Source organism: Caballeronia sp. ATUFL_M2_KS44, from assembly GCF_023630965.1.
GTDB lineage: Bacteria > Pseudomonadota > Gammaproteobacteria > Burkholderiales > Burkholderiaceae > Caballeronia > Caballeronia concitans.
Map to the genome: position 1 here is coordinate 34,120 of NZ_JALQEA010000034.1, position 15,405 is coordinate 49,524.

The 15,405-nt window shown below is 58.4% G+C and carries 10 protein-coding genes; 9 read left to right on the plus strand and 1 reads right to left on the minus strand.

All coding sequences use genetic code 11. The features are described from left to right. On the minus strand, positions 1-417 hold the full coding sequence (locus NCR39_RS14615) for a YciI family protein (protein WP_040049691.1): 417 nt from the start codon (positions 415-417) through the stop codon (positions 1-3). A gap of 281 nt (positions 418-698) precedes the next feature. On the opposite strand from NCR39_RS14615, the gene NCR39_RS14620 reads away from it, so the two are divergent. The 9 genes from NCR39_RS14620 (at position 699) to tssF (ending at position 15,394) form a co-directional block, all read left to right on the plus strand. Continuing rightward, a complete protein-coding gene (locus tag NCR39_RS14620) occupies positions 699-3,068 on the plus strand; it encodes a type VI secretion system Vgr family protein (protein ID WP_250452823.1) in 2,370 nt (789 codons plus the stop codon). A gap of 84 nt (positions 3,069-3,152) precedes the next feature. Beyond that, a complete protein-coding gene (locus NCR39_RS14625) occupies positions 3,153-5,345 on the plus strand; it encodes a M23 family metallopeptidase (protein WP_250452824.1) in 2,193 nt (730 codons plus the stop codon). Next, positions 5,342-5,818: a hypothetical protein gene (locus NCR39_RS14630; protein ID WP_250452825.1), complete on the plus strand. Its 477-nt coding sequence runs from the start codon at positions 5,342-5,344 to the stop codon at positions 5,816-5,818. Before NCR39_RS14625 ends, NCR39_RS14630 begins: the two co-directional genes overlap by 4 nt. A gap of 937 nt (positions 5,819-6,755) precedes the next feature. Continuing rightward, positions 6,756-7,250 (plus strand): hypothetical protein, encoded by a 495-nt coding sequence (locus NCR39_RS14635; RefSeq protein ID WP_250452826.1) that lies wholly within the window; start codon positions 6,756-6,758, stop codon positions 7,248-7,250. A gap of 506 nt (positions 7,251-7,756) precedes the next feature. After that, positions 7,757-8,419: a hypothetical protein gene (locus NCR39_RS14640; protein WP_250452827.1), complete on the plus strand. Its 663-nt coding sequence runs from the start codon at positions 7,757-7,759 to the stop codon at positions 8,417-8,419. Beyond that, positions 8,420-8,680, plus strand: a complete 261-nt coding sequence (locus tag NCR39_RS14645) for a PAAR domain-containing protein (RefSeq protein ID WP_250452828.1) — start codon at positions 8,420-8,422, stop codon at positions 8,678-8,680. It begins immediately after the preceding gene. Positions 8,681-8,683: 3 nt separating this feature from the next. Beyond that, positions 8,684-10,012 carry a KPHS_23130 family T6SS system protein gene (locus tag NCR39_RS14650; RefSeq protein WP_250452829.1) on the plus strand — a complete coding sequence of 443 codons (1,329 nt, stop codon included), beginning with the start codon at positions 8,684-8,686 and terminating at the stop codon, positions 10,010-10,012. Further along, positions 9,978-13,529 (plus strand): ImcF-related family protein, encoded by a 3,552-nt coding sequence (locus tag NCR39_RS14655; RefSeq protein ID WP_250452830.1) that lies wholly within the window; start codon positions 9,978-9,980, stop codon positions 13,527-13,529. Before NCR39_RS14650 ends, NCR39_RS14655 begins: the two co-directional genes overlap by 35 nt. Next, a complete protein-coding gene (tssF, locus tag NCR39_RS14660; RefSeq protein ID WP_250452831.1) occupies positions 13,526-15,394 on the plus strand; it encodes a type VI secretion system baseplate subunit TssF in 1,869 nt (622 codons plus the stop codon). The genes NCR39_RS14655 and tssF overlap by 4 nt, the downstream gene beginning before the upstream one ends. Positions 15,395-15,405 lie beyond the last annotated feature (11 nt).

Consider the following 15,405-nt stretch of genomic DNA (forward strand, 5'->3'; position numbering starts at 1 on the left):
TTAGCGTTTCGCCGCTTTCTGCATGTCGTCGAAGCCTGCGGCGGCTTTCTGCACATCGGGCGGGAAGTCGCCGAACTCCTGCACTTGCCGCACTTCGATCATTTCGTTCGGCGATGCCGGGCAGCGCTTCGCCCATTCGATCGCTTCCTCGCGCGAACTCACCTGGATCATCCAGTAGCCGCCGAGCACTTCCTTCGCTTCGGCGAACGGGCCGTCGGTGACGCGCGGCTTGCCGCCTTCGAACGTGACGCGCGCGCCCATCGACGGCGGATGCAGCCCGTCGAGCGCGAGCAGCACGCCCGCCTTCTGCAGGTCTTCGTTGTACTTCATCATCGCGGCGACGGCTTCGGCGCTCGGCATCGTGCCGGGCTCGGCGTTCTCGTAGCCGTGCGGGATCATCAGCATCATGAATCGCATGTAAGTGCTCCGTGTGGGCTTGTCGGCGAGCGGTGAGGTGCTCATACATCACGACGAGCGAGCCAGCGTTGGATCGACCGGCTCGACATTGATAATCGACATAGTTCGCATGTTTTCAAGCCGTCAGTGCGTAGAGTGTCTTGTCACGGCAGCAAGATTAATCCGATTTTTATGGATTGGTCAGACTATTTATTGACACGCTGCTGTTGCAACCCTAAATTTCTGTGAAGGGGCGGGACCGTGGATCGCCTAACGTCCCTTATGATGAGATAGGAATGCGAATGAACGCTGTAACGAAGACGCTGACAGACGCACTGAGCCATCCAGGCGCGCGCCTCACGCAGCAACTAAGCATATGGATCGGTACGCTCGATCTCCACCTCGACGTACTTAGATTCAAGGTCAAGGCAAAGTTCTGCGGCGACTACAAGGTCGAAGTGACCGCGACCTCGTCACTGCTCGATATCGACGGCAAGCTGGTGGTCGGGCGGCGCGCGGGTCTGCAAATCGACGAGCGGGTCGCCGTACCCTCAGTGAACTACTTCGAGCCCGTCGATCATGCGGCCGCTACCTTCAACGGCATCGTCACCCGCTGCAAGCGCATTCGCGCGAGTCGCGACGAGGCGACTTACAAGATTCGAATCGAGCCAAGGTTTGCCGCCCTGTGCAAGCGAGTGCATAAATCAGATGTCTTCAAGGACATTACGTTTCAGGAGCTCGTCACCCAACTGCTGATCGACCGCAAGAACTTCGACGCCTTCGATGTCGAGTTCCATCTGGAAGGCGCGCAGCAGAAGATGGAGCAGATCGTGATGTACGAGGAGTCCGTGTGGGCCATGATTGCCCGTCACGCGAAACGCAAGGGCATTGTCTGGTTTTATAAACAAGGCAGGGGCAAGGAAGGGCAACTCGACACGCTCGTATTCACCGACAACCCGCGCGGTTACGTGCGCTCGATCGACGTTCCGTTGATGCCGGAGTCGGGCCTCAACAACAACTGGCACGAAGCGGTGCTGTCGGTCAGCGAGGCGCGCACGTTGGTGCCGGCCACCATCGAGGTGTGGGAGCGCAACTATCGCACGCCGGAGGATGCGTTGCGGGCCACGGCGAATGTCTCCGATGAGGTAGACGATCGGTCGGTATTCGGACAGATCAATCGCAGTGCGGAGTTCCATCTGACGCAGGCGCAGGGCGAGGCGTTGGCGCTGACGCGGCGCGATGAGCAGATCGCCAGGCAGGCGAGACTCTCGGGCACGACCAACGCGAAGGGCGTGGCGCCGGGCGTCGTCGTGAAGCTGACCAATGCAAAGCTGACGAGTGCGCCTTACGGGTTCGTGATCGAATCGATGACGATGACGGGTAGCCGCACGAAACCGGCGCTCGTGCGTTTCAAAGCGCTGCCCGCGCATCTCGCGTACCGTCCCGCTTTCGTATACGAGCGCGATTGGCGGTTTCTGAAGGGTCCTGTCGTCGGCGTCGTCACGACGTTCGACTCGTCGCCCTACGGGTGCATGGATGAGCATGGTCGGTATCCGGTCCTGCCGAAGTTCCTGCAGGGCACGGCCAACGCCGACAAACAGTTGCTCAAGCTGCGCCTCTTGCGCCCGTCTTCGTCATACCAGGGCGGCTTTCATGCGCCCTTGCTCCCGACCACGGAAGTTTTACTGTGGGGCGCACATGCGGACATCGATCGTTTGCATATCGCTGGCGCCTTGCATGACTATTCGCATCCCGACCTGGTGCGGGGTACGGATTCGTTGTTCAGCTATGCCATCTGGCGCTCGCCGCTGCTGGGCGCGGAGGTCGTGTTCAACGACCTGCAGGGCAAGGAAAGCGCGCGCATTGCGACGGTCTACAAGCAGTCGGCATTCAATCAGGGCTATTTGCTTGACAGCAAGAAGCTTCCCCGAGGCGAGGGGTTCGAAGCGACAACCCAGGCATGGGGCACGATTCGCGCGGCGAAGGGGCTGTTCTTATCGGCGGATACGGCCGCTGGCGCCGATACGCCGCATCTGGACATGCCTGCAGCCATTCGGCAACTAAAGTCGGCGCTGCAGCGGGTAACGGAGTTGGCGACAGCGACAACGCAGGCCAAGGGCGATGCCGCGGACAAGGCCACCCAGGCGGCGCTGCTCGATGGCCTGAGCCAGCTCTGCGACGCGGGGCTATTGGCCAGTGCACCGGGCGGGATGGCATTCACCACGCCGAAATCGGTCCAGCACTCGGCGGGCGAGAACGTGATCGTCACGGCGGGCCGTCATATGGACGTGAGCATCACGGAGCGGCTGCGCATGGTGGCGGGAGAACTCATCTCCCTGTGCGCGCACAAGCTGGGCATCCGGATTTTCTCGAAAGGAAAGATTGAAGTGCAGGCGCAAGAGGCGCCCCTGGACCTGTTCGCCGACCAGCAGCTACACGTGTCGAGCGCGAACGCGAACGTGCTGGTCAACGGCAAGACGAAGGCGGTGCTGGCCAGCGGCGGTGCGGCAATCAAGATCGAGAACGGCAGCGTGGAGGTGATCTGTCCGGGGGACTTCAAGATCAAGGCGGGTTCGTTCACGTTTGAGGGGCCGGAAAACGCCGATCTCCCGTTGCCCATGCTGCCTGCAAGTGAGTTCAACCCGACCAATTCGTATCCGCTTACCCGTTGATTCATGATTATCAGCCCTCCCTTTCTTCCAGCCGCGGGCCTGACCGCTGGTGACAACGCAGCCCGTTCGCCGAAGCCCGATGCGATGATGGATCTGGTCGACACGTTCGAACTTGCGCACGGCATTTATCCGATAGCGTTCGATCGCCGATGGCATTGTGGCGTGCATCTGATGCCGTCGACACAGAACGAGAAAGTCCGCGCCATCGCCGACGGCGACGTCGTGGCCTACCGCGTGTGTCAGAAGGCCTACGACGGCGGGGATGGCGCGTGTGATAGCCATGCGGGCTTCGTGCTGCTCAAGCACACGACGGAAACCGGCGAAGGCAGGACTCTGACGTTCTATTCGCTGTACATGCATCTGCTGGACTTAAGCAGCTACCCGTCGATGAGCGCGGATGGCAACCTGCTTCCTAAGTTTTTGCGCACATCTTCGCCCGGTGGCGACCTGGAACCTGCGCCGGCGCAGGCCGGTGGCACGCACAAGGTGCGGAGAAAAGATGTGCTCGGCTGGGTCGGCGGATGCCAGGGGCAGCGGCTTTTGCACTTTGAGGTATTCATGACCCAAACGGATCACGATGCGTATTTCGCACGTACTCAACTGGGTCATGCAACGCCGAGCATGGCGACAGGCAGCGATTGTTGGGGGCATAGTTATTTCACGATTCCTGCCGGCAAATCGTTCCTGAGATTACCGGATGGCGCTGGACCGGATGGCAAGCTCAAGGGCATCCGCTTCAGCACATTGCAGGCAGGGCAGAACGCCGTGCAGTTGTTCGTGGAAGTTTTCTTCCACAAAGGCAGCAAGTACACGAATGCGTGGGCAGTGGCGAGCGACGGTAAGCGGACTTTGCTCACACCCACGCCCGTGAAGGAGGACGACTATGAGTACGACCTGTACAAGCGTGCTACCGCGTTGTACTCGACATGCGCGAGCGACGGATACGAGTTGTTGCGCTTCGGGCGAATTCTTTCGACGCCCGTGACGCTCGCTACGCCTGCGGCCCGCACCACCTGGATGCGCGCGACGTTCGCGGCTGGGCAAGAGGGCTACATCGACATGAGTGATGAGTCAATCGTGAAGTTGTCGGACGCGGATTTCTCGACTTTCATGGGTTGGCAGAAAATCACGGAGGGCAATACGCCATTTAGCGCCGACGGCTTGTGCGATATCGATGCGCTTAAAAAGCTCCTAAAGGATGTAAAGGACCATCAGACACCCGAGGAAGCAGCACTGCGGCAGGACAACAAGAAGGAGGACGTGCTTGCGCAGTACGTCAAATCGAATGACTCGGTGCGCGAGCAGTTGCGCGGGTTTGTCTGCGAAGCGCCGAGCGAATGGGACAGCTCGCAGAACGAAGCTCGGTACAGCAAGCTCAAGGACGAAGGCGAGTTCTATCACGGGGACCAGGCGGGCTACGCGGCATTCTTGAAGCGGCTGAAGTCGTTTCAGTTCTGGGACAAAACCGGCCTCGCCCCGGGGCACCAGCTTTGGCATTTTCATCCGCTTGCGTTTATTCGGCACTTTAGGAAATGCGGGTGGCTGAGCAGGGACGAATTATCGCAGATTTATGACGAGGCGAGATATACGACTCTAGGTAAGACAGGGAACGAGTACAAAGAGCGTTATCGAGGGAGCATTAATGCGGTCTTGAGAAAATACGGTTTCAACAGTCCGGTTCGTGGCGCACATTTCTTTGGTCAGAGCGCAGTCGAATCCTACTATATGATGGTGGTTCGAGAGTCCGCTATTGCTATCGCTAAAGCGGTTAGGACGAGTCATGTCTCAATCATGCCTGAGTTGAATGGTTACTTGAAATCTCCGCCAGCCGCCGAAGCTGACGTCTCCTATCTAAGGCGGTATGAGGGTAGGCTCAGTTTGGGTAATACAGATCGAGATGACGGAATCAAGTTTCGGGGAAGAGGATTCAAGCAGCTGACAGGTCGTTATAATTATTCGGAATACTGGGCATTCAGAGGATGGCTCAATAGGGAATCATATGATCATGGCTGGTTCAATAAGAAAGAGAACGGGCTTTTTAAGGCTGGCCCTGTAATTGATCATCCTGAGGTGGTGGGAAATGACGTTTATTCATGTGTTGATACAGCCGGATTTTTTTGTGCACGTTATGTCGTTGCAAGAGCGGCGGACATTGGTATTTCACAAATGGCCTCATTCGCGGTGACGAAAATAGTAAATCCTTACGATACGAAAAGCCCACCTTTGCGTCGCGATGAGACCGTCTACGCTTATAAGGTGCTAGGAGATCAGCTATGAATAAAATCCTCGTATCTTTTTTGCTTTGGATATTTGTAGGCGGCGCGAAAGCAGAAATCGTCATTTCTTGCGATGGCAAATATTCGGCAAAAGTTGGTGATCACGGCAGCATGGTGATCAAGCGATCAAAAAGGATCGTCGGTTCGATCCCCCTAGATCACGCCATTGACGGCGGAACGTTCAGCCTTGACAATTCCTATGTGGTGGTATTCGGCTTACCTAATGAAGCACATGTGCGTTACGCGCAAGCGACCCAACTTTCTCTCTACTCGGTTAGGCCAAGAATTAGCCTCGTGAAGAAGAGCGTGTATGGTGGAGGCGTGTATAGTGCTGCTTTCGATGGTAGCCAAAGATTCATTGTGGTGGAAAATCAGTTCGGAGTGGATGTGATAAATATAAAGAGAAAGAGCACTCGATCGTTTGACGCGGCATATGTTCCTCAGTTCAGAATGCAACGATGCGAACGTAAGTGATATGGGGTTGAGTAGTGAAACACTTCGCACTCGCAGTGCTGTTCGCCATGTCGGCGGCATCCTTCGTTCGTGCCGGACCGCAGGTAGCAGGGATCGGCTTACTTCCAACAATCAGAAATGCTTCTCCAGAACTGAAAAGTTCGCTTAACGCAATAAGGATCCGCGTTCAGGCTGACGCGCGAGCTTGTCTGCAGACAGCAAAGGAGATGGAAGCTGTCGGGCAATATAGCGCGGCGTTCAAGAACATGCTTGATACGGGGCGAGTTCTCGTTTTAGAAGTCTCAGGTTCTATGATTTGTGACGGAATACACTCATCGTCGTATCGATATGGTGTAGCGTTCGAAAAGGACAGTGGGAAGCGCCTCGACTTGAACCGTATATATAACATAGGCACTAGATCTGGCGATCGCTTATTTCTTAGGGCCGAGCTTATCGACGCGGCGGCGGCCAGCTACCGGCGGGTTAATATGAACGAGCGGGAGTGCCTTGATCGCGCAGGGTGGGAGCTCGAATTGATAAATGTTCCAATCACATTCTCGCCGCAGTCAGATGGCTCTATAATTTTATATTACGCAGCGTCAGACGTATCTGCGGCGTGCTTTCATGGAGTGCGTCTGGAGCAAGGCGCGTTCGCGAAATTTCGAAGCGCAGAACAAGCTACTCAATACAGGTTGCCATGAGCGTACGAACGGCGATAGTCTTGCGACAACCATTCGAATTTCCAGGCAACGAGATGCGAGACCCGGCTGACTTTGTTTGGGTTGGCGAGACGACAGACCCTAATCGGGCACATGCCATCTGGCTCACCGTCCGCATCTGTTGCCGTGGCTGCGCTTATGGCGCGCACGGTAAAGGTGAGAAACAGACTTCAGTGCGACTGTTTAAATGCCTCAATGCGCTAACGGTTGTGCCGTATCGTATGCAAGGCGCCGCGCGAATGGAACAAGGCACTAGAAAATCAGCTATCAAAACACGCTCCATATTCTTTTTGTTTTCGATGTTTGTAGGCGCTGCAAAAGCAGAGATGGTCTCTTCTTGCCATGGAAAATATTCGGCAAAAATTGGCGAGCACGGCAGCATGGCGGTTGAGCAATCAGGAAAGGTTATCGGCTCAATCATGTTAGATCACGCCATTGACGGCGGGACGTTCAGCCTCGACGATTCCTACTTGATTGTATTCGGCTTGCCCAGAGAGGCAAATGTGCGTTACGCGCAAGTGACCCATATTTCCCTCTACTCTCTTAGACCAAGATTTCGCCTTATCGTAAAGAGCCGATATGGTGGCGGCGTATATATTGCTTCGTTTGACAGCGGTCAGAAGGTTACTGTCGTAGAAAATCAGGTTGGCGTGAATGTGATAAATATAAAAACGAAGGATACTCAATCATTTGAAGCGGCATTTGTGCCGCAATTAAAAAATGCAACGATGTGAACGCAAATGATTTGGTTTTATGGTGGAACGGCCGGCAGTCGCTGTGCTGTTCGCCACGTTTTCAATACCTTTTATTCGTGTCGAACCGACAATCCAACGGACCGCTGTATTTTCAAGGAAGTGATGAATATTCCGATTGGGTTCAAGCCGCAGGCTTTGTGGTCTGTATATTACTATATCTCGCAACACCAAACGTCTGTGCGGCGTGCGTTTCTCGACGCGCTTAGAGCGAGACGCGTTAACGAAATTCCGACGCGCACGACGAGCATCTCAATACAAAGTGGCATGAGCGTACGAATGATGAATTTCTTGCGACGGCCATTCGACTTTTAGGCAGCGAGATGCGAATATCCGGCTGATTTATTTTGAGATTAGCCGCCGCAAGGTCTTGGAGGTTGTATGAAAATTTGAAATTTTTCTAACAGTGACGCAACCAGGGGCACTTTTCGCTAAAAAAATCGACGAAAGGTTTTAGCAGAGCAAATCGGAAAATCGAGTCACGGGCGATGTGGAAGTTGCTTTTTACAATTGGCTGTACTGTTCTAACAGGTATTTTTGCGGTGACGGTTTTTGCGGAACCTGAATACAAGGTTGTCGGAGGTGAGATTGAGATAGCTAGTCACGGCTTGCATTCTCGCAAGTGCAAGTTAGACGACAAAGCCATCTACGCCATCGAAAGCTTCGATAAATCAGCTCTCATAATATCTGACACAGGATACGTGAGTACAAAAGCCCTCGGCGAATGTTCGGCTAGCGGGGTCTTGCATGCCTCCCATATATCGAGAAAGCTGGGAATATTGTCCGATATCAATTTGTCGAGACGCGTATATGTGGCTTTAGAGTTCGTTTCAGTGCAACCTTACTTGTGGTTAGCAACTGTCGCCCGCATTGGCTCGTCGAGAAATCTAGTTTCTTTGAACGGTGCCTACAGATTGGGTGAGTTGCCGAGTGAAATGAGAAGGCACGCCTTCGGTGGCAGCGGCGACGCAGGAACGTCGATTATATCGCCAAGTGGCCGTTACGTTTCACCCAGCGGGGAAATAACTTGTGCTGGAGACTCCTATCCCGGCGTGTGGGATATATCGAAGAATGAGCGAGTGATTACTGATCAAAGTTCTTGTTCGGCCCTCTTTTTGGCCGATAAGATTTTAGAGCAAGTGAGAAATTGAATGCATTCCCCAATCCGCGAATACGACATACTCGAACACGGCGGCGAAGTCACGAGTGGCTCGCCGTTCACCACCTTTATGGGGCGCAGGCTCGCGCGCGTGGGCGACAGTGCGCAGTGCGATCTTCACGGCAACACGATGATCGCCGAAGGCGACACACGTTTCCCCGACCGGGACGGTCAGCCATACGCGATGCATCTCCATCGCTGCGCATGCGGCTGCCGTCTTCTCTCGTCTTTGCAGAACGTAAACTTCGCCTGACGCATGCCGGTTGATTTGTCCGAGGTCGGTGAGGTTTGCCCGTATCCTGCCTGCGGCCCGCGGCTGTTGCCGTGGCTCGGGATATGGCTCGCGTGTTTCGCGCTTAGCGTGCCGTTGATCCTGCTCGCCTGGCCGGCGAAGGAACCCGCGAGCGGGCCGTCGTTTTGGGGCGCCGTTATCGGTCTGCCAAATTTGCTATTTTTTTTGCTGCTATGCATCGCGCGCCTGGGCTATGAGGCGTTGTGGACCAACGCGCATAATCGCAATCGGGCCAGAGCGAGACGGCTCACTGAACGCCTCCGTATTGCGCAGAAGCCCTTGCAAGTCTTGGGTGTTGGTTATTGCGTGCCCTCTGTGACATCAAGTCTTGCGAATGTCGTCACGGCGAAAAATTCGCTGCTCAAATCGCAACGCCCACGCGATGGCGTCGGCCATGTGGTTCATAACCGCTTCGATGGAGAATCGTGGTCCGAAGAGGCTGTGCTTGCGGACGAGTGGGAAGAGGCATTTGATAGCGAGTCGAGCTCGTCCACGCATAAGCCGCCGGCCCGCGTCGCCACGATCGTCCTCAAACTGGTTAAAGCGATCGAGCCGCTCGTGCCCGTATTGCAGGCCTTGTCGCAATATGGGCCTCAATACGCTCCGCTCGTGCGCATATTGGTTCCGTCCGATAAGGACGCCACTGACGACCAGGCCCACCATGCCGAACAGCACGCGCGCGACGCATTGCGTCTTTCAGGCCTGCCCGCGCTGGATTGCGTCGCCGTAGGGGAATCGCAAAGCCTAATGATTGCCGATGGCTGGCTCGACACCCGCGAACGGCGTGCGCTCCTCGTCCTCGCATATGCATGGCACGACCGAGAGCCGCCGGAAAGAAGTAGCGAAGCCGCTGTTGCGGTGCTGCTGAACGGTGGCTTTTATCAGTTGCCCGATTCGGTGCAAGCACTGGCGATCCTCCATCGGCCGATTGAAGACCGGGCCGAGGCCGAAACGCTCCGCGACTTGGCACTCAACGCTGCGCTATGGGGCAAAACCGAACCGCGCGACCTCCGACAGGCCTGGATTACACGCCTGGACGCCGACCACGATCGCACGCTGCTCGATGAACTGAAACGAGCGCGGTTCGCCGGCATTGCGTCGCACCAGGCACACCGCCGTCTCGATCGGCTTGTCGGCGATACAGGCGCAGCCACCCCGTGGCTTTCCATCGCGGGAGCCATCGAATCCGGCACAACCGGCCCGCACCTGATCCTCGATCGAACGCAGGCATCCGTTCTTCACGTACATCCACTTGCGCATGACCAGCCCGAGCAGCAACCTGAAGTCGTTTGACTCTCAACATGCCGAAAGCACCTCCTCCGGCGTCCTGAAACTCTGGGGTGTGCCGCTGGCCGCCATCCTGTTCGCGGCTGCACTTGCCGCACTGGCGTGGTGGGGTCAGCCCGGCATCACCGGACTCAACTCGCTCGAAATGCATATTTCGGCACTGCTAAAGATTTTCGGGGCGCTTGGCATTGTGCTGGCGATGCATCTCCTGGCGCTTTGGCTTGGGGTCTACGAAAAGCTTGCGCACCGCATCGGCCGCGTGGCTGATGACGCGAAGGGCGAGACAAGCAAATACGACGCTCGCCTGCAATATCTTCACGATGAACTGCGCACGGCGTTCGGCTGGCGATGGCGTCGCGCAATGCCGTGGCTCATGCTCACGGGCGATGACGGGCTGATCGACGCAGTCGCGCCGGATCTCAAACAGGCGGGCGTGATGCGAACGAGCGATATCGTGCTCGTGCACGCTGAACCCAATGGCATCGATACGCAGACGTGGCACCGCCAGCTTCGCCGCTTGGGCCGCGCAAGTCCAGTGGATGCGGTGATCCCTGTGGTACGGACAGGCACGCCGTCGCCCTCCGCCGAAGAACTGCCGCGCACCCTATCAAAGCTCGCTCGTGAGCTCCGTTGGGCTGCGCCCGTCGTCTTCCTTCACGCCATCGAGGCGAGGGGCGAGGATCAAAACGCGTTCCGCGCGATAGGCGCTTTCGTCAACGCGCCACTGCATGCGGACGCGAAAGGCGCGGCCGACGATTTCAATCATCATCTGGAGATACTCGATCAGATGACTGCGCACGCGAGCATCAGGCTTTGCGCGCGATCCAAGCCGATCGTCTCGCTCGCTCAGGTATCGCAGTACATTACCGCACACCGCGAATTCATTGTGGAGACGTGGCGGACGCACTGCTTGTCGAAATGGCGGCGCGCGCCGCTGGCGGGCGTGATGTTCGCCCCGGTCTTCGCCGCGCCCGTCGTGCCGACGCCTGTGCCGGCCGATCCCGAAGATATTGCGAAAGATGTCGCCGAGCGTCTTGCGCAGCGCGCCGGGGTAGTACGCGAGCAGCCTCGAGCGTTGCAACGCGTTTGGCAGGAGATAGCCGCCCGCGTGAAGCCGCACGACGGACGCCGCATTGGGCTCCATTGGCCGAACGCGCTCGCAGTCCTGTTGATGATTGGGGCGATCGGCTGGTGCGTGGCGATGACCGTTTCGTTTATCGGAAATCGAGCGGTGATGGCAGATGCGCAAGCGGCAGCCGACACGGCGCTCGCCGCCACGCCAGGCACGCCGGCCGCATTGCGCGCCCAACTGGCGCTGCAGCAACAGATCGACGTACTGGAGCATCGTCAGCAGCACGGCGCACCGTGGCATCTGCGCGCGGGCCTTAACCACAACGATGCCATTCTCGCCGCGCTCTGGCCGTCGTATGCGACGGTAGCTGTGCGTAACCTGCGCGACCCTGCCGTGCGCCAGCTCGAAGCGATGCTCGCCCAGCTGGCCCAGGCACGCGCCGATTCCCTCCCGAGCACCGAGGAACAGCAGCACGATTACCATGCGCTCAAGACCTATCTAATGCTGGCGCAGATTCAACACGTCGATGCGACTTATCTCGCCAAGCAACTATCCGCCATATGGCCCGTCGTGGCCGGCATGAGCACGGGCGAATGGCTCGACACGTCGGGACGTCTCGCGTCGTTCTACGCGGCGCATCTGGGTACGCATCCGGAATTGAAGTTCGCTGCGTCGAACGATCTAACCAGCGCCGCGCGGAACATGCTCGTCAATCAGATCGGCCTGCAGAACTCCGACGACACGCTCTATCAGTCCGTGCTCGAGCAGGCGAAGGGCAAGTATGCGGACATGTCGCTGACCACGCTCATCAGTGGCGCGGATGCGCGCGGCCTCTTCTCGACCAGCCAGACGGTGCCGGGCGTGTACACACGCGCCGCGTGGGACGGCATGATCGGCGACGCGATCGATAAAGCAGCGAGGGAAGGCCGCGTCGCCGCCGACTGGGTGCTCGCGGATGAGCGCGCCGCACGCGTTCCCGGCTCGGCGTTAGAGGCGCAGCAGGATACGGAAGAAGTGAAGCAGCGACTGCGCGCGCGCTATTTTGCTGAGTACACCGCCGCCTGGCAGGCAATGCTGAATAGCATCCAGTGGCGCAACGCCTCGAATCTGAGCGACGCCATAAGCCAACTCACGCGCCTCACCGATGCGCAAACGTCGCCGCTCATTGCGTTGATGAAGTCGGTCCAGTATCAGGCGCAGGCGGGGCGTCCGTCTCAGGCGCTGGCCGATACTCTGGTTCGAAAGGCGCAGGATCTGATCGGAAATAAGACAGGCATCACGACTCCGGCGGAGATCAATCCGCTCGATAAACCGTTCGGGCCGTTACTCGCGCTCATGGGTGATGACGTAGTCACCGGCAATGGCGATTTAAACCGCAAATCCAGCGGCAAATCGACCAAGAGCGCCACCGATTTCAGCGGTGTGAGTCTCGCGCACTTTCTGACGGTGGCCACGACAATGCGTTTGAAGTTGCAGCAGATCGCCGCCAGCGCTGACGCGCAGTCGATGGCGCGACAGATGGCGCAGGCGGTATTTCAGGGCAAGCTCTCCGAACTCACGCAGGCGCGCGACGATGCGGCGCTTACGGCCGCGAGCCTCGGCTCGCAGTGGTCCGGCCTAGGCGAAGCGCTGTTCGCGCGACCTCTCGACGTGGCGTGGGAAACCATTCTCCAACCAGCAGCAGCGAGCCTGAACGAAGCATGGCGCGTGTCGGTGGCCGGACCCTTCACCAGCGCCTTCGATGGGCACTACCCGTTCTCGGATACCGACGCTGATGCTTCGTTCGTTGAACTCGGTCGTTACATCAAACCCGATACCGGGTTAATTTCGCGCTTCGTGACGACGCAACTCGCTGGCATTCTTCAACAGCAAGGCAACGCTTGGGCGCCGAATGAACTCGCGCCCCAGGCACTGCAATTCGATGCCGGGTTTCTCTCGGCACTGCGGCAGCTATCGACAATCGGTGCACAGCTCTACGCGCAGGGCGACGCTAGCTATAGGTTGCAGATCATGCCGCATCCGACGCCCGAAGTGACACGCAGCATCCTTACCATCGACGGCACGAAGATCGAGTACTTCAACCAGTTGGAAACCAACACGTCGATTGTGTGGCCGGGTAATGCCCAGAACGGACGCGTGCAGTTGAAGTGGGAATCCGTTGGCGCCGGTACGCGCATAGCATTTGCCGCTAACGGCGATTGGGCCTGGCTGCGCTTGCTCGGCACGGCACAGGTGAAACCTTTGGACAGCACGACTTACGCATTGACCTTCAATCAAGGCAACGGCTTCCCGCTGCACTATGACCTCAAGGCGCAGGTCGGCGCGGGACCGCTCGACTTGCTCAAGCTGCGCGGGTTCAAGATGCCACAGCGCATCTTCACCCTGCGTCGTGGCGGCGTGCCCGCAGGCGTCGCGTCGCTGCCGCCGTTGCCACCGGAGATGCTGCCATGACCGCACCGTGGAAACATTCCGCGCTCGAGCACGAGAATCCGTACCTCAAATACTTCGACGCGGAGATGCGTTATCTGCGCGCGGCGTCGTCGGAATTCGCTCGAGGGCAACCAGACGCCGCACGGCGGCTCGATATGCGCTATGGCGAGGCGGGTGACAGTGTGCACGCAACCTTCGAGGGCTTTGCGTTGCTCATGGCGCGTCTGCGCATGAAGCTCGATGATGGCGGCCCGGAATTTACTGAGGCGCTGCTCGATAACGTCTACGAACATGCTGCCCGGGCGATCCCTTCACTCTCGATCATCGAATGTACGCCGCTGGGCCGTGGGGCCGCTGCTGCGGCGCAGATCCCCGTCGGCGCCACCGTGCGCTCGGCGCCAGTCGGTCCCGGTCAGGTGCGGTGTCTTTATCGAACGACTCAGGCCGTCCAATTGCTGCCGCTCTCGGTCGAGGATGCGCAGATCGCGGTGGGCGATGGCGGACGCACGGTCGTCCGTCTCACGTTCAAACTGTGGCTGGGCGAGCAGCGCGAGGCCACGGACCTGTCACGCATCCGGCTATACCTGCACGGCGACCGTCCTGCCGCAGCCGCGCTGTACGCAGCGCTGATGCATCAGGTCGCGTCGATCGGCCTGCGACTGCCTTCGGTGCGCAACGGCGAACTGCGGCCGCTTGACGGCGTGCATCGTGTGCACTTTGAAGCAGCAGGCTTCGGGCCGTCTACCCGCCTATGGCCGGTGGCGGAGCCCGCGCGTGATCGGCGGCTGGATCGCGAGCAGACGCTGCTCGAGTATTTTGTGTTTCCGCAGAAATTCCATTTCGTCGATCTGTGCGGCTTCGACGCCTCGATGTTGCCGCCGGGCGAGTCGCAAATGACGTTCGAGATCGAGCTGGACGGTCGCATGCCGGGCGATTATTCAGTCAGCCGCGAGAGCTTCCGTCTCTTCTGCACGCCCGTGATCAATCTGTTCGAAGTGGATGCACTGCCGCTGCGGCCGACCGACTGGCATGACCGCGAACACCGCGTTTTCGTGCAGCCCGGCGCGGCCGATCACATCGAGCCGTATGAGGTGCTAGCGGTGACCGCCGCCGATCCCGAAGATAGCGCGCGTCATGCCTATCAGGCGTTCACGAGTTTCCGGCATCGTGGCTGGAAGTTGCGCTACGAGAAGCCGGAGCGGTATTTTCATACATCGAAGCGCTTCGGCGTGACCGGCCGTGAACTGTGGTTGACGCTTTCGGGCCAACTCTGGGAGCGTTTCCACGATGACGCGCGCTATGACGAAGACCGGTCCGAACCGGACCGATATCTGACGGTGCGTACGCTTGCGAACAACGGCCGCCTGCCGCGCATGGCGCTCGCGGAGGCGACGATCACCGAGACGGTGACGGGTTTCACTGGCATCGCGTCCGTGCGCAACTTGAGCGCACCGACGCTGCCGCTGTATCCGCCGCGTCATCACCCAACGTACGACTGGCGCGTGCTCGGGCATTTCGCGGCGGGTGGCGCCAATGAACTGAACATGATCGGAATAGCGGGCTCGCCGGTGCTGCGCGAAGCGCTGGAACTCTATGACTGGTCGCCGGACGACCGGATTGCGCGGCGCATCGACGCGATCGAGGAAGTGCGGTTGAGCCACCATGAGACGGTCGGAAAGGGGCGGATGGAGCGCGAGATTCGCATGCACATTCGGCTCGACGCGACCGCATTCGACGGGCCGGGCGACGCAGCGCTCTTCGGCGATGTTTTGGCCCGGTTCATAGGCCGCTATGCGAGCTTTCATCATGCGATGCGGCTCGCGCTCGAAATCGACGGTCAGGAAACCCTCTATCCGGTCATGAAATACGAAGGAGCGCCGTTCTAACGAGGAGATGG

Excerpts from the sequence above, each read along its gene's own strand:
- NCR39_RS14615 (WP_040049691.1), bottom strand. The coding sequence starts at position 417 with ATGCGATTCATGATGCTGATGATCCCGCACGGCTACGAGAACGCCGAG.
- NCR39_RS14620 (WP_250452823.1), top strand. The coding sequence starts at position 699 with ATGAACGCTGTAACGAAGACGCTGACAGACGCACTGAGCCATCCAGGC.
- NCR39_RS14625 (WP_250452824.1), top strand. The coding sequence starts at position 3,153 with ATGATGGATCTGGTCGACACGTTCGAACTTGCGCACGGCATTTATCCG.
- NCR39_RS14630 (WP_250452825.1), top strand. The coding sequence starts at position 5,342 with ATGAATAAAATCCTCGTATCTTTTTTGCTTTGGATATTTGTAGGCGGC.
- NCR39_RS14635 (WP_250452826.1), top strand. The coding sequence starts at position 6,756 with ATGGAACAAGGCACTAGAAAATCAGCTATCAAAACACGCTCCATATTC.
- NCR39_RS14640 (WP_250452827.1), top strand. The coding sequence starts at position 7,757 with ATGTGGAAGTTGCTTTTTACAATTGGCTGTACTGTTCTAACAGGTATT.
- NCR39_RS14645 (WP_250452828.1), top strand. The coding sequence starts at position 8,420 with ATGCATTCCCCAATCCGCGAATACGACATACTCGAACACGGCGGCGAA.
- NCR39_RS14650 (WP_250452829.1), top strand. The coding sequence starts at position 8,684 with ATGCCGGTTGATTTGTCCGAGGTCGGTGAGGTTTGCCCGTATCCTGCC.
- NCR39_RS14655 (WP_250452830.1), top strand. The coding sequence starts at position 9,978 with ATGACCAGCCCGAGCAGCAACCTGAAGTCGTTTGACTCTCAACATGCC.
- tssF (WP_250452831.1), top strand. The coding sequence starts at position 13,526 with ATGACCGCACCGTGGAAACATTCCGCGCTCGAGCACGAGAATCCGTAC.